At 61.1% G+C, this 24,704-nt stretch carries 7 protein-coding genes; 4 read left to right on the top strand and 3 right to left on the bottom strand.

Translation table 11 applies throughout. The features are described from left to right. Positions 1-3: 3 nt before the first annotated feature. On the top strand, positions 4-798 hold the full coding sequence (locus B498_RS06330; RefSeq protein ID WP_008502305.1) for a YdcF family protein: 795 nt from the start codon (positions 4-6) through the stop codon (positions 796-798). A 48-nt stretch (positions 799-846) separates the two neighbouring features. Here the strand turns inward: B498_RS06330 and gap are convergent, their stop codons facing one another. After that, positions 847-1,848, bottom strand: coding sequence for a type I glyceraldehyde-3-phosphate dehydrogenase (gene gap, locus B498_RS06335; RefSeq protein ID WP_008502304.1), 1,002 nt, complete (start codon positions 1,846-1,848; stop codon positions 847-849). A gap of 189 nt (positions 1,849-2,037) precedes the next feature. On the opposite strand from gap, the gene cybB reads away from it, so the two are divergent. Beyond that, positions 2,038-2,568, top strand: coding sequence for a cytochrome b561 (gene cybB / locus B498_RS06340; protein WP_008502303.1), 531 nt, complete (start codon positions 2,038-2,040; stop codon positions 2,566-2,568). A gap of 98 nt (positions 2,569-2,666) precedes the next feature. Here the strand turns inward: cybB and B498_RS06345 are convergent, their stop codons facing one another. Together B498_RS06345 and B498_RS06350 are read right to left on the bottom strand one after the other, a co-directional pair. After that, positions 2,667-3,734 carry an oxidoreductase gene (locus tag B498_RS06345; RefSeq protein WP_008502302.1) on the bottom strand — a complete coding sequence of 356 codons (1,068 nt, stop codon included), beginning with the start codon at positions 3,732-3,734 and terminating at the stop codon, positions 2,667-2,669. A 13-nt stretch (positions 3,735-3,747) separates the two neighbouring features. Then, positions 3,748-4,491 (bottom strand): DeoR/GlpR family DNA-binding transcription regulator, encoded by a 744-nt coding sequence (locus tag B498_RS06350; protein ID WP_008502301.1) that lies wholly within the window; start codon positions 4,489-4,491, stop codon positions 3,748-3,750. A gap of 738 nt (positions 4,492-5,229) precedes the next feature. Between B498_RS06350 and B498_RS06355 the strand changes: the two genes are divergently transcribed. Beyond that, on the top strand, positions 5,230-6,567 hold the full coding sequence (locus B498_RS06355; protein WP_008502300.1) for a TolC family outer membrane protein: 1,338 nt from the start codon (positions 5,230-5,232) through the stop codon (positions 6,565-6,567). Positions 6,568-6,688: 121 nt separating this feature from the next. Then, positions 6,689-24,694 carry an Ig-like domain-containing protein gene (locus tag B498_RS06360; protein WP_008502299.1) on the top strand — a complete coding sequence of 6,002 codons (18,006 nt, stop codon included), beginning with the start codon at positions 6,689-6,691 and terminating at the stop codon, positions 24,692-24,694. Positions 24,695-24,704: the final 10 nt, after the last annotated feature.

The raw sequence follows: 24,704 nt of genomic DNA, 5'->3' as shown, positions 1-24,704 counted from the left end.
ACCATGGTTCAGCCCCATTTTCCCGTTCTGGCGGATGCCACGCTGGCGGCCATCAATACTGTCGGCGCATGGCTGGCGCAGGACGAGCTGAGCGTGACGCGTCACGCTCCGGAGATTGATGCGGTGATTCTGGCTGGAAACGCGGTGATCCCCACCATTGACGCGGCCTGCCGTATTGCCGCCCAGAGAGATGTACCGCTTCTGATCAGCGGCGGCATCGGCCATTCGACCCCCTTTTTATATACCGCCATTGGCAATCATCCGCGTTACCACACCGTACCGGTCACAGGGCGGGCCGAAGCGAGCATTCTTGCCGACATTGCGCGGGCGTTCTGGCAGATCCCCGAGGCGCGTCTGTGGGTTGAGGATCGCTCCACCAACTGCGGTGAAAACGCGCGCTTTAGCTGGAACATGCTGAAACAGCATCATCGAACGACCGGGCGGGTGCTGGTAGTGCAGGATCCGACGATGCAGCGCCGCACGATGGCGACGTTTGCCCGCGTGTGTCGGGATGAGCCCGATTCACCGCAGTGGATAAGCCATCCCGGGTTTACGCCGACGCTGCAAAACGGTAACGAGGGCGTGGAATTCAGCGAGGGCCACACCGGGCTGTGGCCCGTTGACCGTTACCTTTCACTGGTTATGGGGGAGCTGCCGCGCCTGTATGATGACGCCAACGGCTATGGCCCGGCCGGGCGGGATTATATTGCTCACGTTGAATTCCCCGAGGCCGTCACCGCCGCGTGGAAACAGCTGCAGCAGGATCCTGTCCTGAAGGGCGCACGTAAAATAATTTAGGCACGGAACGATCCCCTCGCCCCATTGGGGAGAGGGTGAGGGGGAAAATCACAGCGCCGCAAACTTATCCAGCGTCCGCACCAGCTGCGTCACAAACCCATACTCGTTGTCATACCAGGCAACGGCTTTCACCAGCTGAAGGTCTCCCGCTTCTGACACCTCCGTCTGCGTGGCGTCAAACACCGAACCATAATGCGAGCCAATCACATCTGACGACACGATCTCTTCATCGGTATACCCGAAGGATTTATTGCCCTGAGTGGCCTTTTTCAGCGCGGCGTTGATCTCCTCAACGGTCACTTTCTTGCCCAGAATGGCCACCAGTTCGGTCACGGAGCCCGTTTTAACCGGCACGCGCTGGGCGTGGCCTTTCAGTTTGCCGCTGAGCGCAGGGATCACCAGACCGATGGCTTTGGCGGCGCCGGTGGTGTGCGGAATGATATTCTCTGCCGCCGCCCGGGAGGAGCGAAGATCTTTCCCGCGCGGGCCATCCACCAGCGCCTGGGTACCGGTATAGGCATGAATGGTGGTCATGGTGCCCACCTTAATTTCAAACGCGTCGTTCAGGGCTTTTGCCAGCGGGGCGAGGCAGTTGGTGGTGCAGGAGGCGACGGAAATAATGGTATCACTGGCGTCAATGGTCTCGTCGTTCACGCTGTAGACGATGGTTTTCATGTCCCCCGCGGGCGCAGAGATCAGCACCTTCTTCGCGCCCGCGTCCAGGTGCGCCCGTGATTTCTCTTCAGACGTATAAAAGCCGGTGCACTCCACAACGATATCCACGCCCGCGGCTTTCCACGGAATGTGCTTTGCCTCTTTTTCGGCATAGACCGCGATGGTTTTACCGTCAACGATCAGCGCATCCTCGGTGAAATCCACGCTCCACGGGAAGCCACCGTAGTTGGAATCGTGCCTGAGCAGGTAGGCCAGCACTTTGGGAGAGGTGAGGTCGTTGATGGCGACGACGGTATTACTGTCCTGGGTTTCAAGAAGGCGACGCAGAACAAGACGTCCGATGCGTCCAAATCCGTTAATGCCAATTTTACTCATGGTGTTCTCCTGTAAACGTGTCGATGTGACAGTTTGAACTCATCCAGGCTTAGACCATCACGGGCAGGGCGGCAATTGAAGATGCTTCATGCGGGAGGATGTATTTGAAAAACCATACAGAAAAGTTAATGAATTTTTAAGGAAAGGAGATTATGTTGGCGCGGTAACTGTTTTTAATCGAGAAATCACATGCGCACTAAATATACAAGCCTGCAAATTGGCATCCACTGGCTGGTGTTTCTGTTAATCATCGTCGCCTACTGCGCCATGGAGTTCAGAGGTTTCTTCCCGCGCACCGCGCGCCCGACGATCAACATGATCCACGTCTCATGCGGGATCAGTATCCTGGTGCTGATGGTGACGCGTCTGCTGGTTCGCCTGAAATTCCGTGCACCACCGATTCAACCGAAGCCAAAAGCGATGGTGACGGGGATGTCTCATCTGGGGCATCTGGTGGTGTATCTGCTGTTTATTGCGCTGCCGCTGATTGGCATTGTGATGATGTATAACCGGGGCAGCGACTGGTTTGCTTTTGGCCTGGCGATGCCGCATGCGGCGGAGTCCAATTTTGAGCTGGTAGATATGCTGAAAGAGTGGCACGAGACGCTGGCAAATCTGGGCTATTTTGTGATTGGCCTGCACGCCGCGGCGGCGCTGATGCACCACTATTTCTGGAAAGATAATACCCTGCTGCGCATGATGCCGAAAAAGCGTTCGTAGTCTTTAACGCTTGCCGGGTGGCGGCTATGCCTTCCCCGGCCTACGATGCAATTCCAGAATCGTAGGCCGGGAGCGCTACGCGTCACCCGGCTTGTTTTTTAACCCAACAGAGCACGCTCTTCAGCCGTTAACGCCAGCGTCTGCGTTGACCCCGTTTCCGACGACGTCACCGCCGCTTCCAGCACAGCCATTACCGCCAATGCCTCAACAGGGTGGACAGGATTGGCGATTTCCCCGCGTAGCGCATCACGCACGTTGATGTAGTACTGACGCTGATCGCCTTTCGGGGTAGGGATCGTCTGCGATGCGCCGTCAGCGCCAAAGAACACCATGCTGTCGCTGTCTTCGCCCCAGGCCTCACTGCCGGGGATCACCCCGGAGAGCAGCTGTGCTTCCTGCTGGTCGATTCTGGCCTTCACCACGCTGCCCTTGTCCCCGTGGACGGCAAAGCGCGCCGTACCGCCCGCCACCAGCATGCTGGCGTGCAGAATCACCTTATGCTCCGGGTAGTTTAAGACCACGTGCGCCCAGTCGTTGATTTCTGCGCCGTCGCGCAGCGTCGCGATATTCCCCTGAACCGACTGCGGCAGGCCAAAGAGCTGCAGCGTCTGGTCGATAAGATGAGGACCCAGGTCAAACCATAAGCCACTTCCGGGGACGTTCTGCTCGCGCCAGCGCACGCGCACTTCCGGGCGGAAGCGGTCGATATGCGACTCCAGATGTTTAATCTTGCCGAGCGTGCCCTGCTCAATAATCTGCTTAATGCCGAGGAAATCGCTGTCCCAGCGGCGGTTGTGGAAGACGGAGAGCAGACGCTGCTTTTCCTCCGCCAGCGCAATCAGGTCGCGGGCTTCCTGCATGTCGAGGGTGAAAGGCTTATCCACCACGACATGCTTGCCGGCGTTCAGAGCCAGCGTCGCCAGCGGGGCGTGCGTGGCGTTGGGGGAGGCAATCACCACCAGATCAACATCCGGATGCTGAATAGCCTCTTCAGGGGTGGCGACCACCTCTACGTCCGGCAGATCGCGTTTAACCTTCTCTTCATCACGAGAAGAGACCACGGCCAGCTTAAGCCCATCCACAGACTGGATTAACGGGGCATGGAAGGTTTTGCCCACAAATCCATACCCGATCAGCGCAATGTTAATTGTTCGAACTGTACTCATGAACTTCTCCACGTTAATTCGCGCACACCGTGACCTGCAATGCGCCAGGGTCCCCAAGCTCAGGCCAGGGACGATCTAAAAAGAGTTGTTGAATGTTGGATAACCCGGAAACCAGATACGGCTCGCAGCGGTTGACTTTCAGGTGGTCGGCAACAATCCAGTGCGCATGGCTTGCGTCAAGCATCGCGCGCTTAACCTCGGCATCCGCTTCTTTACCGGCGCTCAAACCGAGTTCGGCATGAATGGCGCACGCCCCGAGGATGGCGATATCTGCCCGATAACGGGACAGCAACGACAACGTGGCGCTTCCGGCAAACAGGCGCTGCTGGTGGTCCCATTTCCCCCCGAGCAGGATCAGTTCAACGTCTTCCCGGTCGCTAAAATGCTGGGCGATATCCAGCGACGTGGTTATGACGGTGAGCGGCCCGCGAAGAAAGGAGGCGACAGCCATCACCGTGCTGCCCGCATCCAGAAACAGGGTAGAACCCGCAGGGACCTGCAGGGCGACCTGTTTTCCGAGGCGCTGTTTGGTTTCCGGCAGCAGCGTATTGCGGCCATGACGGTTCATGGCGGAGAGATTCAGCGCGATGGCTCCGCCGTGGTTCTTCTGCGCCAGGCCCTGGTTCTCCAGGTCGGTCAGATCCCGACGGATGGTATCGGCTGAAACCTGCAGCTTTTCTGCCAGTTCGGTGATGCTGGCCTGGCCTTGCTCGCTCAGGATATCCAGAACGTGGCGCTGTCGTGCAGTTTTGTGCATCGGTTACATTCCTGCAAAATATCGCAATAGTTTGCATAATACAGCATTTTAACGCAGAGAGAAGGGCAACGTGGTTTTGATGTCGGGGAGTGAGGTGATGATTCAGATGCGTGATTATTAAAATTTTATTAAACAGGTATAAGCAAGCCGTTTTGAATGTTAATCATAATGTTATTGTTATGTTTTATTTAACGGTTTGGATTATGTAACCAGTGCAACACCATTGTCTGGAGTTAAGTTTCGACAAAATAGATACTTATAGATATTAATTGCTTTAATTAGTTTTTTAATAGCGATAAATCCCAATTCATCCTGTTTGGCTACTTAAATTGACACTTCTTTGAAAATCTTTGTGTCTGACCCGCGCGGAAATTAACGCAAAAATGTGCAGGGAGCAAATTAAGAATTTTCCTTAAATAACAGACGGTTTATATGTTTCATCTGAAAGGTCATTTTAAGACTTTTGTCCAGAAACCCCATCTTTTTTCTTAATTGTAACACCGCATTAACATTGTGGGTGTAGTGGCCTATAACACATTTTGTTATGCTGCTAACCACTTTAGGAAATAAGTAAATTCTTAATTAAATAAGACGCAGGCAGATCTCATCTCCAGGGGGAAATGGGTATGGGGAGTTTTACCTAAAATTCGGCAAGGATGCTAAAAAAGATATTTGTCTAATTATCTATACCTCTTTTTGGGTAATTGCTTCAGTGTCACTCAGAGTCAGGGAGATAAAATGACGATATTACGAAAGCCAATGTTACGCCGATTTACAGCAGCGCTGGCATTCATTTCATTAGCCATAAATACGGCGTACGCCAATAGTAATCAGGTGGGTATTGCCCCGGTTGCCAGGACCACCTTAAAAGAAAGTATTCTTTTTGCTATCGATCGCGATCCGTCTATTAGTCAGCAGGCCGCGCAGCTCGGTATTGGTCAGGCACAAATAGATGAAGCGCGCAGCGGCTGGATGCCGCAAATATCGCTGAACGGGAGCACGGGCCATAGCCAGACCACCGATTCCAGCGGGTCGCTGAAGAATTCAGCCGCCTGGGGACTGAGCCTGACGCAGCTGATCTATGATTTTGGCAAGACCAATAACAGCATCAGCCAGTCTTCCGCCCAGCGCGATAGCTATCGCTACCAGCTGATGAGCACGCTCTCTGACGTGGCGGAAAAAACGGCGCTGAGCTATGTCGAGGTCAAACGCTATGCCGATCTGCTGCAGGCAGCAAAGGAGAACGTTCAGGCCCTGAAAAATGTTGAGCAGCTGGCAAAGCTGCGCGCCGACGCGGGCGTGAGCTCGACCTCCGATGAGCTCCAGACCCGCACGCGTATTGCCGGTATGCAGGCAACGGTCGCGCAGTATCAGGCCGCCTTAAACAGCGCCCGCGCAAGGCTTGCGGTATTAACCGGCATGCAGGCAGAAAACTATTCGCCTGTACCCGCAAACCTCGCGGTTGAACCTGATTCGCTCAACCGCATTGATTATTCGCTGATACCGGCGGTCATGGCCGCGCAAAACATGGAGCGCTCTGCCCAGTATGGCGTGGAGACGGCGAAGTCCCAGCACTGGCCGACCCTAAGCCTGAAGGGCGGACGTACCCGTTACGAGTCGGACAACCGTTCGTACTGGGACGACCAGATCCAACTCAACATTGACGCACCGCTTTATCAGGGCGGCGCGGTCTCTGCACGCGTGCGGCAGGCTGAAGGCGCGCGGGCGATGGCCTCCTCTCAGGTCGATCAGGCGCGTTTCGACGTCCTGCAAAAAGCCTCCGTCGCGCAGGCGGACTGGACCGGCGCGCGGGGAAGAATGGAGGCCGGGAAACAGCAGCTGGAAAATGCGCTGCGCGCCCGTGATGTTTATAAAAATGAGTACACCCTGAGCAAGCGGAGCATTAACGATCTGCTCAGCGTTGAGCAGGATGTCTGGCAGGCCACCTCGGCGAAAATAATCGCTGAGTATGATGGCTGGAGTTCAGCAATTAATTATGCTTCCGCGGTTGATAATTTAATGCCGCTTATTGGAATAGAGAAAAACGCTGCCGCAAAACTACCCGATTTGAGTTAAAAAAAGACGCGTATTGTCGCGCAAAATAAGTCTGAAAATAATGGGTGTTTTTTCCCAGGGATAGCTACATCCGTCTGGTGGACATATCCACAGGAATCCGCACACCTGCAAGGAGAGAAATATGAGTAACATAAAGGTTGTTGATGTCATCATTCGCAAAACGGCGGAGAAAACGAAATTAACCGGCGAAGGAAATTTGTCGGTCTCTATTTCCTCCCCGAGCGTGATTGAAATCCAGGGTTCTGCTCAGGATGTGGTGCGATATGTCCGCCAGGGTAAAGACCTCCTCATTTATATGAAAGATGGCAGCGTGATTCGCTGCAATAACTATTTTGTTGAAGATCCTGATACGCACAACCAGTCAGAGCTGGTGTTCAACGATCGTCAGGAACTGACGCATATTTCTTTTGCCGATACCGGGGAAGCGTCAGGCGTGGCGGTGACCGAGCTAACCGCGCAGGCCACACCGATTAGCAGCATTCAACCTTTCCTCGAGCAGGGTAGCGTCTTAAGCGACGCCCCGTGGGGCTGGATTGCGGGAGCTGCATTAGGCGGCGGTGCCATCGGGGCGCTGCTGGCAAACGGCGGCGACGGCGAGACTAAAACAAAAGTTATTGATAATACGAAAGAGGTGGAAAGCGCCACGCCAACCTTCCTGCTGTCGGATAAAGCGGGCGACAAGCAGGGCGTGCTGACAGCAAACGCGATCACGGACGACAACACGCCAACCTTTAGCGGCACCGGCCAGCCGGGCGCGACCATCCAGATCAAAGACAGCAGCGGCAGCACCATCGCCAGCGCCATGGTCGGTAAAGAGGGCACCTGGACGGTAAAATTACCGACCCAGACGGACGGGGAACACACCTGGTCGGTGGTGCAGATCGACGGCAGTAAAACCACCGATGCGGGCAACATTACCGTAACGGTCTCGACCGCCGAGGCTGCCATTACGCTGGCCACCACAGCGGGCGACAACGTGCTTAACGCCAGCGAGCAATCCGCGGGCTTTACGCTCTCCGGTGCCAGCAAGAATCTGGCGCAGGGTACCGCACTCACCGTGACGCTGAACGGTAAAACCTATACGACGGAAGTGGGGGCTGACGGGACGTGGAGTGTTAACGTGCCCGCGGCTGACGCGCAGGCGTTGGGCGATGGCACCTGGACGGTCAACGTCAGCGGCAAAGACGCGGCGGGTAACACCGTGAGCGGCAGCCAGACAATCGGCGTGGATAGCGTCGCGCCAACCCTCTCTGTCGATACCCTCGCGCAGGACAACATCATTAATGCCGCCGAGCACAGCCAGCCGCTGACGCTGACCGGCAAAACGACTGCGGAAGCCGGTCAGATCGTCACGGTCACGCTGAACGGTAAAAACTACAACGCCACGGTGGGCAGCGACGGTACCTGGTCCGTCACGCTTGCTGCGGACGACGTGCAGGCGCTCAACGAGGGTAATCACACCCTGACGGTGAACGTCAGCGACAAAGCGGGCAACGGTTCGTCTGTCACCGCAGATTTCACGGTGGATACCACCGCGCCGGTGGTCACCATCGATACCGTGGCGGGCGACGACATACTGAACACCAGCGAACAGGGCCAGGCGCAGATTATTTCCGGGCAGACGAGCGGCGCGTCGGCAGGCGATGTGGTCACCGTGACCGTTGGCGGCCAGTCCTTCACCGGCGTGGTGCTGGCGGACGGCAGCTGGAGCGTGGGCGTTCCGGCATCCGTGCTGGGCGCGCTGGGTGAAGGCAACCACACGATTTCAGTATCCGTGACCGACGCGGCGGGCAACACCGGCAGCGCCACGCACGGCATTACGCTGAGCGGCAACCCGCCAGAATTTACGATTGACGCCATTAGCCAGGACAACGTGCTGAATGCCCAGGAGGCGATGCAGCCGCTGAGCCTGACCGGTACCAGCAACCTGCCTGACGGCAGCGCCATTACCGTGACGCTGAACAACGTCAGCTATCAGGCCACCGTTGAAAACGGCATCTGGGCGGTCCAGGTGCCGGTTTCCGACGTGCTGAATCTGGCGAACACCCTCTACACCGTCAGCGTCAGCGGCACTGACAGCGTGGGTAACAGCGGCTCTGCCGGGGCGACGCTGCTGGTGGATACCGTGCTGCCGCAGGTGATCATCAACACCTTTGCGGGCGACAACCTGGTCAATAACGCCGAAGCGGGTGTCGATCAAACCCTCAGCGGTCGCGTTACCGGCGCGGCGGCGGGCGATACCGTTTCTGTCACCGTGGGCGGCAAGAGCTACACCGCCACGGTGGGCAGCGATCTGACCTGGAGCGTGAAAATCCCGTCAGCGGATCTTAAGGCGTTCGGCGACGGCGATTTAACCTTCACCGCGTCGGTGACCAATTCGCACGGCAATACCGGTACCGGCGAGCGCGATATCAACATCAACGCACAGCTGCCGGGCCTGCGTGTGAACACCATTTCCGGCGATGACGTGGTCAACGCCATCGAACAGCAGCAGGATCTGACCGTCACCGGCGCCAGCACCCACCTGGCCGCGGGCACGCCGATCGTCGTCACCATTAACAACGTCGAATATAACGCCGTGGTTACCGCCAGCGGCGGCTGGAGCATTGGCGTTCCTGCTGCGGACCTGCAGGCCTGGACCGCGGGAGAGGTGACGGTTAGCGTCAGCGCAAAAGATGCCTGGGGCAATACCGTTGCGGCTGAACACCCGATTGAACTCGATCTCAACGCCGTGGCGGTCACCATTGATACCGTCTCCGGCGATGACCTGCTGAATGCGGCAGAAAAAGGTGCCGATTTAACTCTCTCCGGAAAGACGCAGGGCGTGGAGGCGGGGCAGACCGTGGTGGTGAAATTCGCCGACCAGACCTTTACCGCCCAGGTGCAGCAGGATGGCTCCTGGAGCCTGACCGTGCCCGCCAGCGCCATGGAAACCCTGATCGACGGGCGGGCGCAGGTGAGCGTCAGCGTCACGAACGTCAACGGTAACAGTGCCGACGCGTCGCGCGTGGTCACGGTGGATACGCTGCCGCCGGCGATTACCCTCGATAACCTCACCAGCGATAACATCATCAATGCGGCAGAGGCGCAGCAGGATTTAGCCTTAAGCGGCACCAGTACTGCGGAACCGGGCCAGACGGTCACCGTGACGCTGAACGGCAAAACGTATCAGACCACGGTCCAGACGGACGGAACCTGGCAGCTGATCGTACCGGCGGCTGACGTCGGTGCCCTCAACGATGGCATCGTGACCGTGACGGCCACCGTAAGCGACGTGGCGGGCAACAGCAGCAGCGCCGACCGCGTTGGGCTGGTGGACGCCACCGTGCCGCAGGTGACCATCAACCACTTCGTCACCGACACCAATACCGTTAACCAGCTCGCCCATGCACAGGCTCAGATCCTGAGCGGCTCCGTCACCGGGGCGGCAGCGGGCGATCGGGTGACTATCACTATTAACAGCGTCGATTACACCACCGTGGTGGATGCGGCGGGCAACTGGAGCCTTGGCCTGCCGGCGTCTGTCGTACAGGGGCTGACGGACGGCACCTGGACCATCGACGTCTCCGTGACCGACCGATCCGGCAATACCGGAAGCAGTTCACTGGATGTGGTGGTGAATACCGTGACGCCTGTCATCGGTATCAACACGCTGGCGGCGGACGACGTGATCAACGCGGCAGAGAAAGGCGAAGCTCTGCAGATTTCCGGCACCAGCAACCAGCCGGAAGGCACGACCATTACGGTGACCCTGAACGGCATTCACTACACGGCTACCGCTGACGCGAGCGGAAACTGGAGCGTAACCGTTCCGGCGGCAAACGTCTCGGCGCTGGGCGAAGCGAATTACACCGTGACGGCGAACGTCACCGATAGCGTCGGCAACAGCGCTTCAACCTCGCACGACGTGCTGGTGGACAGCTCGCTGCCGGTGGTAACGATTGACACGCTGGCGGGCGACAATATCGTTAACGCGGCGGAAGTGTCGGCAGGGCAAACCCTGACCGGTAAGGTGACAAATGCGGCGCCAGGTGACACTGTCACGATTACCCTTGGCGGCCAGACCTTTACTGCCACCGTGCAGGACGATCTCACCTGGAGCCTGCCGTTAACCCAGAGCCAGTTGACCGCGCTGGGCAACGGCGATCTCACCGTATCGGCCAGCGTCACCAACGCGCACGGCAATACCGGTTCTTCTTCGCTCGACTTCACCATCGACGCCCAGCTTCCGGGGCTGCGTATTGATACGGTCGCAGGCGACGACGTGATCAACGTGATTGAGCACGCTCAGAACCTGATTGTGTCCGGCACCAGCACCGATCTGGCGGCTGGCAGCGCCGTCACCGTGACCATCAACGGAAAAGCGTATTCCGCAACGGTGCTGGCGGACGGCACCTGGCAGGCGGCGGTACCGGCGGCGGACGTGTCCCAGTGGGCAGATGGCTCGCTGGATATCAAGGCAAGCGCGCAGGATGCCTCCGGCAACCCGGTGGCTATCGGGACCGTCGTGGACGTCGATCTCGCGCCGGTTGCCATCACCATCAGCAGCGTGACCGACGACAACGTCCTTAACGCAGCGGAAAAAGGCCAGGATCTGGTGCTGTCCGGCACGTCATCTAACGTTGAAGCGCACCAGACCGTCACCATTACCTTCGCAGGAAAAACGTACACCACGACGGTGGATGCCAACGGCAACTGGACCTGGACCGTTCCGGCTGCCGATCTGAGCGGCCTGAAAGACGGCGACGCCAGCGTGCAGGTCAGCGTCACCAACGTGAACGGCAACGCCGCGTCTTCGGCGCAGGCATTCAGCGTCGACACCACCGCGCCGACGGTGACCATCAACACCATCAGCGGCGATAACATGCTGAATGCGGCAGAGGCAGCGCAGGATCTGACCCTGAGCGGGACGTCTACTGCCGAAGCGGGCCAGACGGTCACCGTGACCTTCAACGGTAATCAGTACACTGCGCAGGTGCAGGCGGACGGCAGCTGGACGCTCGACGTGCCTGCGGCGGATCTGGCAGGCATCACCGACGGCAACGCGGCGGTCACGGCGACCGTGTCCGATAAAGCAGGTAACCCGGCCAGCGCGGGCTCCTCGGTGCTGGTGGACACCACCGTACCGCAGATTAGCTTCAACATCGTCGCGGGCGACGACATCGTGAATATTGCCGAGCACGGCCAGGCGCTGATCGTCTCCGGTAAGGTGACGGGCGCGCAGGCGGGCGACGTGATTACCGTGACCCTGAACGGTAAAGATTACACCGCCATGCTGGACGCGTCCGGCAGCTGGAGCGTGGGCGTTCCGGCGGCGGACGTGGGTGCGCTGGTCAACGGCGACCAGACGATCTCCGCGACCCTCACCGACAAAGCCGGTAACAGCACCACTGCGACGCACGAATTTGACGTCTCCCTGACCGCGCCGGTGGTCGCCATCAATACCCTGGCGGCTGACGACGTGATCAATGCGACCGAGAAAGGCCAGGATCTGCAGGTGTCCGGCACCAGCAACCAGCCGGAAGGAACCGCCATTACGGTGTCCCTGAACGGGATTAACTATACGGCCACCACCGACGCGAGCGGGAACTGGAGCGTGACCGTTCCGGCGGCAAACGTCTCGGCGCTGGGCGAAGCGAGCTACAACGTGACGGCGAGCGTAACTGACGCCGCGGGCAACAGCGCGAGCTCCGGCCACAGCGTGCTGGTTAACAGCGCGCTGCCGCAGGTCACCATCAATCCGGTCGCGACGGACGACGTGATTAACGCGGCGGAAGTGGCTGCCGGACAGACCCTGAGCGGGAAAGTGAGCGGTGCGGCGAGCGGTGACACTGTCACCATTACCCTCGGCGGCAATACGTATACCGCGACGGTTCAGGACGATCTGAGCTGGTCGGTCAACGTGCCGTCCTCGGTCTTAACCGCCATCGGTAACGGCGATCTGACGGTGTCAGCCAGCGTCACTAACGGCCACGGCAACACCGGCACCGGCGAGCGCGACATCACCATTGATGCCAACCTGCCGGGCCTGCGCGTCGATACCGTGGCGGGCGACGATGTGATCAATAGCATTGAACACGCTCAAAATCTGATTATCACCGGTTCCAGTGACGGTCTGGCAACGGGCGCGGCGCTGACCGTCACCGTCAACGGCAAAACCTATGCGGCCACCGTACTGGCGGACGGCACCTGGACGGCGGCCATTCCGGCGGCCGACGTCAGCGCGCTCGGCGCGGGCACGGTTACCGTGAAGGTTGAAGGTCATAGCGCGGCGGGCAACCCGGTTTCCATCAGCCATGACGTGAAGGTGGATCTGGCGACAGTCGCCATCAGCATTAACCCGATTGCCTCTGACGACGTGATTAACGCGGCGGAGAAAGGCGCGGACCTGGTGCTGTCCGGCTCCACCACCAACGTGGAAGAAAACCAGACCGTTACCATCACCTTCGGCGGCAAATCGTACACCGCGACGGTGGATGCCGACGGCAACTGGACGGCGACCGTACCGTCTGCCGATTTGGGCAGCCTGAAGGACGGCGATGCCAGCGTGCAGGTGAGCGTCACCAACGTGAACGGCAACAGCGCGTCGGCAGGCCGCGAGTACAGCGTGGACGCCACCGCGCCGACGGTGTCTATCGAGATCGTCAGCGACAATAACATCATCAATGCGGCCGAGGCGCAGCAGGATCTGGTCGTTAATGGTGTAACCAACGCCGAAGCGGGCCAGACCGTCACCGTGACCCTGAACGGCGTGGACTACACCACCACCGTTGAGGCTAACGGCAGCTGGAGCGTGACCGTGCCGTCCGCGGATCTGAGCGGTATTTCCGACGGGAACTACACCGTCAGCGCCGCCGTATCGGACAAGGCGGGCAACCCCGCCTCCGCGGATCGCGACGTGCTGGTCGATACCACCGTCCCGCAGCTGACCATTCACACCGTGTCCGACGACGACGTGATCAACAGCGCCGAGCACGTGCAGGCATTGATTGTCACCGGTTCCGTGACCGGCGCGGTGGCGGGCGACGTGGTCACCGTCACCCTCAACGGCAAATCGTACACCGCCACCCTGGACGCCTCCGGCAACTGGAGCGTGGGCGTACCTGCGGCAGACGTTACCGCGCTGGCCGCCGGGGATTACACCATCACCGCGGCGCTGACCGATAAGGCGGGCAACAGCAACAGCGCCACGCACGGTGTGGAGGTGAACCTGACCGCGCCGGGGCTGACCATTGACACCGTTTCCGGTGACGATGTGATCAACAGCACCGAGAAAACCCAGGATCTGACCCTCTCCGGTACGGCGTCCGGCCTGGCGGCAGGCGCGGTAGTGACCGTGATGCTCAACGGCAAAGCGTACAGTGCGCAGGTGGACGATAACGGAAAATGGACCACCACCGTTCCGGCGAGCGAGGTCGGTCAGCTGGGCGAGGCGCTTTATACCGTCACCGCGTCAGCCACGGACAGCGTCGGCAACAGCACCAGCGCGTCGCACACGGTAAACGTGGAGTCCGTTCTGCCGGGCGTGATTATCAACACCATTGCGGGCGACGACGTGATTAACGCCGCCGAGCTGGCTGCCGGCCAGACCATCAGCGGTAAGGTGGTGAATGCCGAGGCGGGCAACACCGTGACCGTGACCATTGGCGGCAACCGCTACACCGCAACGGTGCAGAGCGATCTGACCTGGTCCGTTAACGTGCCGGAATCCGTTCTGACCGCGCTGGGCAACGGCGATTTGACGGTGACCGCCAGCGTGACCAACGGTGTCGGCAACAGCGGATCCGCTGAGCGCGATATCACGATCGACGCTAACCTGCCGGGCCTGCGCGTGGATACCGTGGCGGGCGACGACGTGATCAACAGCATCGAGCACGGGCAGAATCTGATTGTGACCGGATCCAGCGATGGCCTGGCCGCAGGTACCACCTTGACCGTCACCGTAAACGGCAAAACCTACCCGGCCACCGTGCTGGCCGACGGCACCTGGCGTGCGGCCATCCCGGCTGCGGATGTGGGTGCCCTGGCAGCAGGTACGGTCACCGTGACCGTTGCAGGCCAGAGCAGCGCCGGTAACCCGGTTTCCATCAGCCACGATGTGACGGTAGATCTGGCGACCGTTGCCATCAGCATCGATGCGATTGCTTCAGACGACGTGATTAACGCCGCCGAGAAGGGCGCGGATCTGGTGCTCTCCGGGGCGACCTCGAACGTTGAGGAAAACCAGACCGTTACCATCACCTTCGGCGGCAAGAGCTACACCGCGACCGTCGGCGCCGACGGCAAATGGACGGCCACGGTGCCAGCCGCCGACCTGGCGGGTCTGAAAGACGGCAACGCCAGCGTGCAGGTGAGCGTCACCAACGTGAACGGCAACAGCGCCTCGGCGGGACGTGAGTACAGCGTGGATGCCACCGCGCCGACCGTCACGATTAACACCCTGGCGACGGATGATATTCTGAACGCCGCCGAAGCGAAGAGCGATCTGACGGTTTCCGGTACCAGCACCGCCGAAGCGGGCCAGACGGTCACCGTGTCGCTGAACGGCAAAGACTACACCACCACCGTCAGCGCGGACGGCAGCTGGACGCTGAACGTTCCGGCGGCCGATGTTGCGGCCCTGACGGACGGCAGCGTGACCGTGACCGCAAGCGTCAGCGACAAGGCGGGTAACCCGGCGTCCGTGGACCACAACCTGACGGTGGATGTGACCGTGCCTGCGGTGACTATCAATACCGTGGCGGGCGACGATGTCATTAACATCGCAGAACACGGCCAGGCGCAAATCATCAGCGGCACCGCCACCGGCGCGGCAGCGGGCGATAAGGTGACCGTCACCATTGGCGGCCAGACGTACACCACCGTGCTGGACGCGGCGGGGAACTGGAGCGTGGGCGTACCGGCCAGCGTCATTTCCGGCCTCAGCGACGGCACAGTGACCGTGACTGCGTCCGTCACCGACGCGGCGGGCAACACCGGCACCGGCAGCCATAACGTGACCGTCGATACCGGTCTGCCATCGGTCAGCTTCAACGCCATCAGCGGTGACAACGTGCTGAACGCGGTGGAAAAAGGTCAGGATCTGAGCGTGAGCGGCACCAGCGCCAACCTGGCGGAAGGCACCGTGGTGACCGTGACCCTGAACGGCAAAAACTACACGGCGACGACCGCGGCAGACGGCACCTGGAGCCTGACGGTTCCGGCGGCGGATCTGGCCGGTCTGGGTCAGGCCAACTACACCCTGAACGCGACCGCCACCAACGGCGTGGGCAACAGCGTGAGCAACACCGCGAACCTGCTGGTAGACACCGCGCTGCCAACGGTCACCATTAACACCGTGGCGGGCGATAACGTCATTAATGCGGCGGAAGTGGCCGCAGGCCAGAGCCTGAGCGGCACCGTGGCGAATGCCGAAGCGGGCAACACCGTGACCGTGACCATTGGCGGCAACAGCTACACCGCAACGGTGCAGAACGACCTGACCTGGTCCGTCAACGTGCCGTCTGACGTGCTGACCGCGCTGGGCAACGGCAGCCTGAGCGTGACGGCGACCGTCACCAACGGCCACGGCAACACCGGGACCGGCGAGCGCGAGATCGCGATCGACGCTAACCTGCCGGGGCTGCGCGTCGATACCGTCGCGGGTGATGACGTGATCAACACCATCGAGCATGCGCAGAACCTCATTGTCACCGGCTCCAGCGACGGGCTGGCGCCGGGTACGGTCCTGACCGTCACCATCAACGGCAAAGACTATGCGGCCACGGTGCTGGCGGACGGCACCTGGAGCGCGGCTGTGCCGTCTACCGACGTGAGCGCGTGGCCGGAAGGCACCGTCAAAATCAGCGTTACCGGCGACAGCTCAGCGGGTAACCCGATTACCATCAGCCACGATGTGACGGTAGATCTGGCGACCGTTGCCATCAGCATCAATCCGATTGCGACCGACGACGTGATTAACGCGGCGGAGAAGGGCGCGGATCTGGTGCTGTCCGGTGCGACCATCAACGTGGAAGCCGGGCAGACCGTGACCATCAGCCTGAACGGCAAAATATATAGTGCGACAGTGGACGACAGCGGCAACTGGACCTGGACCGTACCGTCTGCGGATCTGGCTGGCCTGAAGGACGGCGACGCCAGCGTGCAGGTGAGCGTCACCAACGTGAACGGCAACAGCGCCTCGGCGGGCCGCGAGTACAGCGTGGATGCGACCGCGCCGAGCGTGACCATCAACACCCTGGCGACGGACGACATTCTCAATGCCGCCGAAGCGAAGAGCGAACTGACCGTGTCCGGCACCAGCACCGCCGAAGCGGGCCAGACGGTAACCGTGTCGCTGAACGGCAAAGACTACACCACCACCGTCAGCGCGGACGGCAGCTGGACGCTGAACGTTCCGGCGTCCGATGTTGCGGCCCTGACGGACGGCAGCGTGACCGTTACCGCAAGCGTCAGCGACAAGGCGGGCAACCCGGCGTCGGTTGATCACAACCTGACGGTGGACGTCACCGTTCCGGCGGTGACCATCAACACCGTGGCGGGCGACGATGTCATTAACCTCGCAGAACACAGCCAGGCGCACGTTATCAGCGGCACCGCCACCGGCGCGGCAGCGGGCGATAAGGTGACCGTCACCATCGGCGGTCAGACGTACACCACCGTGCTGGACGCGGCGGGCAACTGGAGCGTGGGCGTCCCGGCGAGCGTGATTTCCGGCCTCAGCGACGGCAGCGTGACCGTCACGGCATCGGTTACCGACGCGGCCGGCAATACCGGCACCGGCACGCATAACGTGACCGTCGATACCGGTCTGCCTTCGGTCAGCTTCAACGCCATCAGCGATGACAACGTGCTGAACGCGGTGGAAAAAGGTCAGGATCTGCGCGTCAGCGGCACCAGCGCCAACCTGGCAGAAGGCACCGTGGTGGCCGTGACCCTCAACGGCAAAAACTACACGGCCACGACGGCGGCAGACGGTACCTGGAGCCTGACCGTTCCGGCGGCGGATCTTGCGGGTCTGGGCGAAGCGAATTACACCCTGAGCGCGAGCGCCACCAACGGCGTGGGCAACAGCGTGAGCAACACCGCGAACCTGCTGGTCGATACCGCGCTGCCAACCGTCACCATCAACACCGTGGCGGGCGATAACGTCATCAACGCGGCGGAAGTGGCCGCGGGCCAGACCCTCAGCGGCAAGGTCGCGAACGCGGAGGCGGGCAATACCGTCACTGTGACCATTGGCGGCAACACCTACACCGCAACAGTGCAGAGCGATCTGACCTGGTCCGTGAACGTGCCGGAATCCGTCCTGACGGCGCTGGGCAACGGCGACCTGACGGTGTCTGCGACTGTGACCAACGGCCACGGCAACACGGGAACGGGCGAGCGCGAAATCGTTATAGACGCCAGCCTGCCGGGCCTGCGCGTCGATACGGTAGCGGGCGACGATGTGATCAACAGCATCGAACATACTCAAAACCTGATCGTCTCCGGCACCAGCGACGGGCTGGCGGCAGGCACAACGCTCACCGTGACCGTCAATGGCAAAACCTATGCGGCCTCCGTGCTGGCAGACGGTTCCTGGAGCGCGGCGATCCCGGCGGCAGACGTCGCGGCCTTCGCAGCAGGTACGGTCACCGTGACCGTTGCAGGCCAGAGCGCGGCGGGCAACCCGGTGACCATCAGCCATGACGTGACCGTCGATCTGGCGGCGGTGGCTATCAGCATCGATGCGATTGCCACCGACGACGTGATTAACGCGGCGGAGAAAGGCGCGGATCTGGTGCTCTCCGGCAGCACCTCGAACGTGGAGGAAAACCAGACCGTTACCGTTACCTTCGGCGGCAAGACGTACACCGCGAAGGTGGATGCTGACGGTCACTGGACGGCCACCGTGCCTTCCGCCGATCTCGCGGGCCTGAAGGACGGTGACGCCAGCGTGCAGGTGAGCGTCACCAACGCGCACGGCAACAGCGCCACGGCGGGCCGCGAGTACAGCGTGGACGCGACTGCGCCAACCGTGACCATTGATACGGTTGCAGGCGATAACGTGATTAACGGCAGCGAAGCGGCTGCGGGCGTGGCTATCTCCGGCACCACCACGGCGGAAGCCGGGCAGACGGTCACCGTGACGCTGGGCGGGAAGAGCTATACCGCGCAGGTGCAGCAGGGCGGCGTCTGGAGCGTGAACGTGCCGGGCAGCGATCTGACCGCACTGGCGGATAACGGCTACACCGTGCAGGTGAGCGTGAGCGACGCCGCGGGTAACCCGGGCAGCGCGGGCAAGACGATTGCGCTTGACACCACGCCGCCGACCGTCAGCTTTAACGTGGTGGCGGGCGATGACGTGATTAACAGCGTGGAGCACGGCCAGGCGCAGATCGTCAGCGGGTCGGCAACCGGCGCGAACGTCGGTGATAAAGTGGTTATCACCCTCGGTTCGCACCAGTACACCACCACCGTTGACGCCAGCGGCAACTGGAGCGTGGGCGTTCCGGCCAGCGTGATTTCCGCGCTGACCGACGGCACCGTGACCCTCAGCGCGACCATTACCGACAGCGCGGGTAACAGCAGCACCCAGACCCATGACGTGGTGGTCAACACCGCCTCCGTGGCGCTGACGGTGAACACCGTTAGCGGTGACGACGTCATCAACGCGGCTGAAGCCGGTTCGTCACTGGTGATTAACGGTTCCAGCGCGCAGTTCGCCAGCGGGACCCAGGTCACCGTGACCCTGAACGGCAAGACCTATACGGCTACGATCCAGAGCGACGGCACCTGGACGACCACCGTACCGGCCGCCGACGTGGGTGCTCTGGCCGATGGCGCACGCTATCAGGTATCGGTGTCGGCACAGGACAGCGCGGGCAACAGCGCGTCGGCAACGCACGGCATCAGCGTGGATACCACTGCGCCGGTGGTGAGCATCGGGACGCTGTCGGTTGACGACATGCTGAACGCCTCGGAAGCGCAGCAGCCGCTGACCGTGCACGGATCTTCCAGCGCGGAGGCGGGGCAGACCGTTACCGTGACGCTGGGAGGAAAAACCTACACTGCGCTTGTCGGCAGTGACGGCACCTGGACGCTCGACGTGCCGGCAGCCGACCTGGCCGCCCTGAGCCGGGGCGCGCTGACGGTCACCGCCTCGGTCAACGACAAAGCCGGTAACAGCGGCCAGACCGCGCACACCTTAACGGTGGATACCGTTGCGCCAACCGTGACCATCAGCACCGTGGCCGATGACGATATCGTCAACAACGCGGAGCAGCTGGCGGGCCAGACCATCCGCGGCACCACCACGGCGGAACAGGGCCAGACGGTGACCGTCTCCTTCAACGGGCATAGCTATCAGGCGACCGTCGGGGCGGACGGATCGTGGTCGGTCTTCGTACCGGGCCGTGATTTCCTCGGCCTGAGCGACGGGGAGTACACCATCACCGCGTCGGTAAGCGACAGGGCGGGCAACCCGGGCAGCGCAACGCACGACGTGACGCTGAACGGCGATGTCCCAACCATCACCATTAACACCTTTGCGCAGGACGACATCGTCAACGCCGCCGAGCACGGCACGCCGCTGGTCGTCAGCGGTACCACCGACGCCCCGGCGGGCCAGACGGTGACCCTCACGCTGAACGGCAAAACCTATGCGGCTACCGTTCAGAATGACGGCACCTGGAGCTACACGGTCAGCAGCGCTGACGTGGCCGCGCTGGCAGACGGCGGTTCTTACGTCATTAACGCGCAGGTGAGCAACACCATCGGCAACAGCGCCAGCGATAACCATACCGTCACGGTGGATCTCACCGCGCCGTCGATGGGGATCAGCATTGATTCGCTGCAAAACGACACCGGCCTGAGCGCAACGGATTTCATCACTAACGACAGCCAGGTCGTCGTCAACGGCTCGCTGACCGCGCAGCTCGGCAATAACGAGAAGGCGCAGATCAGCCTCGACGGCGGCGTCACCTGGATCGACCTGACCGTGACCGGCACCGCCTGGCGCTACGCCGATGGCCGCACCCTGACGGACGGGACGTATCAGTACCAGGTCCGCGTGATTGATAACGCGGGCAACGTGGGGGCAACGGACAGCCAGGACGTGGTGATTGATCTGACGAAGCCTGCGGCAACCACCATTACCGTGGATTCCATTACGCAGGATACCGGCCTGTCCGGCAGCGACTTTATCACCAGCGACAACCAGATCAGCCTGAAAGGGACGCTCGGCGCGGCGCTGGGCAGCGGCGACCACGCGCAGATCAGCCTTGACGGCGGCGTCACCTGGATCGACGTCAGCGTCAGCGGCCTGAGCTGGACGTATGTCGATGGGCGCACGCTGGCCGACGGGGATTACAACTACCAGCTGCGCGTGATTGACGATGCGGGCAACATCAGCGCCACCGCCTCTCAGGTGGTGACCATTGATACGGTTGCACCGGACGCCAGCAAAACGATCGCCATCGACAGCATCAGCGACGATACCGGCCTGAGCAGCAGCGACTTTATCACTCGCGACACGTCCCTGACGCTGCACGGCTCGCTCGGCGCGACGCTGGCCGACGGCGAATACGCCCAGATCAGCATCGACGGCGGCGTCACCTGGCAGAACGTGATCGTCACCGGCAACAGCTGGTACTACGTCGATAGCCGCACGCTGGGTAACCAGACCTATGACTATTACGTCCGCGTGGTGGATGCCGCCGGTAACGTGGGAGCCAGCGCCCATCAGCAGGTGACCGTCGATACGATTGCTCCGGATGCGGCGATCACGGTGTCGGTGGATAACATCACCGTGGATACCGGCTTCGACAATAACGACTTCCTGACCAGTTCGACCTCGTACACCCTGCACGGAACGCTCGGCGCTGAACTCGGCGCGGGCGAGTACGTGCAGGTGAGCATGGACGGCGGCACGACCTGGGTGTACGCCACCGTCAGCGGCACCCAGTGGAGCTACAGCGATACGCGTACCCTGACCGACGGCAGCCATAACTATCAGGTGCGGGTTGTCGACCAGGCGGGGAACGTCGGGGCCACCACCTCGCAGGCGGTGACGGTGGACACGCAGGCGCCGCAGTACGGCGTCACCATCGACAGCATCAGCGACGATACCGGCCAGTCCGGGAGTGATTTCATCACCATGGACACCACGCTGACGATCAACGGTTCGCTGGGCAGCGCGCTGGCAAGCGACGAGCGCGTGCAGATCAGCCTGGACGGCGGGAATACCTGGTCAGACGCCACGGTCACCAACCAGCGCTGGAGCTACACCGATACCCGCGATCTGCCTGACGGAGACTACACCTACCTGGTGCGGATTATCGACCAGGCGGGCAACGTGGGTTCCACCGCGTCTCAGGTCGTCACGGTAGACACCACGCCGCCGACCACGGTCGGTACGGTCGTGAGCTATACCGACGGCGAAGGCGAGCGTCAGGGCACCTTTGGCAGCGCGGTGGCAACGGACGATAACTCGCCGCTGATCAACGGGACGCTGAACCGCGCCCCGGACGACGGCGAGATCGTGCAGCTTTACCGTGACGGGGTTCTGCTCGGCCAGGTGACCATGAACGGCAGCGCAAGCTGGTCCTTCCAGGACAACGGCCTGAGCGACGGGAATCACACCTACATCGTGCGCGTCACCGACAGGGCCGGAAACTACACGGAATCGGACGGCTTTGTGCTGAACGTCGATACCAGCATTCCGACCACCACGGCGGCGATTACCGCGCAGACCACGTCGGATACCACGCCGATCGTCAGCGGTACCGTCTCCGCTGACCTGGTGAACGGTGAATACCTGGTGGTGACGGTGAACGGCAAAACCTACACCTCCCAGACGGGCGGTGCGGTGGTGGTCGACCCGGATCACAACACCTGGTATCTGCAGATCCCGGACGGCGATGCGCTGAGCGTGGCGAGCTACAGCGTGACCGCGCAGGTGAAGAGCAGCGCGGGTAACGGCAATACCACCGGTACGGCGACCGGCAGCCTGGTGATTGATACCACCTCGGTGAACACCGACTGGGCAACCACGGCGGGGAACAGCAACAACTCCACCATGACCCTCGGCATGAACAGCAGCGGTCTGTGGAATATCATCGCTAACGGCCAGTCTTACTCCAGCAGCGATAGCTCGACCTATGCCGGCAATACGCTGACCAACACCCGTAACTACTACGTGGTGAGCCAGACTGCCGCCGACTTTGACCGTAACGGCACGCAGGATGTTTTCGCCACGGAGACCACCTACTCAGGATCCACGCAGGTGATGTGGACCTACGATGGCAGCACCTATAACGCCAGCCAGCTGGCAATGGGCACCACCATCTGGTTCGGCGGCGTGATTGCCTACGATAAAACCGGGGATGGGTATCTGGATCTGGCGTACGGTGACTCCGGCGCGGACTCCATTACCTATCTGATCAACAACAACGGGGTACTCTCGCCTGACGGCACCTACGGCGGCGCGGGATTCTGGGGACAGTTCACCACCATGCGTGAAATCTCCGGCGTCGATATTAACAATGACGGCACCGTGGATGTGGTTCAGCACACCAACCGCAGCGGCGCGTACTCGTTAACCGTGATCAACAACAACGGCAACGGCACGCTCTCCATCGGTCAGAACCTGACGAACGTGTTTGTGCCCAACGCCTCGAATACCACCACGGCGGCGTCCATGACGTGGGCGGACTTCAACGGCGATGGCTACATGGATCTGTACCTGGGCAGCAGCTACAACAACAACGGCGGGGTGATCTACTACAACGACGGTACCGGGAAGCTCTCGGCCACCAAGAGCGCGGTGGAGGCCTCTAACGCAGCGGCGGGCTATCTGTCGGTGGCGGTGGACTGGAACGGCGACGGGCAGATGGACATCGTCAAGCTCAGCACCTACGGCGGCTCGCAGACGGCGACGCTGTTCACCAACAACGGCTACGGCTCCACCTGGACCGCCAGCCAGCTGGCGTCCGGCATTGCTTACGCCACCGGCGTGGCGGCAGTGGACTACAACTGGGACGGTGCGCAGGACCTGCTGGTCTCTCAGCAGAACGGCAAGGTGGTGCTGGTACAAAACAGCAAAACCATTGCTGACGGCACCGCGATGCATCTGCACATTGTTGACAGCGAGGGCATCAACGCCTACTACGGCAATACGGTCAATCTGTACAACGCCGCGGGCGTGCTGGTGGCCTCACAGATCATCAACGCCCAGTCCGGTATCGGGTCGAACGATACGTCCGCGCTGGTGAGCTTCTACGGGCTGGATCCGAATGAAACCTATTCGGCCGAGATCCTGAAGATCACCAACGGCGTGTCGGATAACGTCACCTGGAGCGGTCTGGAGGCGGGCAACGGCAAAGAGGGCTACGTCCTGACGGCCGAAGCGGCCACCGGCGGCCACAGCGGAACCATTACCGGAACCGGGTATAACGACACCTTTATCGCCGAAAATGGCACGTATACCTACAACGGCTCCGGCGGCTGGACTACCCATTCCGACCATGACACCTGGAGCAACACCGGTGGGATGGACGTGGTGGATTACCGCAACGCGACCTCTGGCGTGACCGTGGATCTGCGCCTCTCAACCGCGCAGGACACCGGCTTCGGCACCACGCGTCTGCTGAACATTGAAGGGATTAACGGCTCGGATTACGACGACGTCATCACCGGCAACAGCGGTGATAACCGGTTCGAAGGCCGCGGTGGAAATGACACCTTCAACATCGGCAGCGGCGGTCACGATACGCTGCTCTACAAGCTGATCAACGCCTCGGACGCCACGGGCGGTAACGGTCACGACGTGGTGAACGGCTTTACGGTCGGTACCTGGGAAGGGACGGCGGACACGGATCGTATTGACCTGCGCGATCTGCTTTCCGGCAGCGGCTATACCGGCACGGGCTCGGCGAGCTACGTGAACGGCGTGGCCACGCTGGACAGCGGCGCGGGGAATATCAGCGATTACATCCGCGTGGTGCAGAACGGCAGCAATACCGAGATCCAGGTTGACCTGGACGGTACCGGCGGTCAGTTCTCGCCAACCACCCTGGTGACGCTGAACGGCGTGCAGACGGATCTGGCGACGCTGCTGGCGAACCATCAACTGTTAATTGCGTAAAACAACGCCG

The organism is Enterobacter sp. SST3 (genome assembly GCF_000286655.1).
Classification (GTDB): Bacteria; Pseudomonadota; Gammaproteobacteria; order Enterobacterales; family Enterobacteriaceae; genus Enterobacter; species Enterobacter roggenkampii.
The sequence above is the reverse complement of the archived record's forward strand: the minus strand, read 5'-3'. Positions and strand labels throughout refer to the sequence as shown.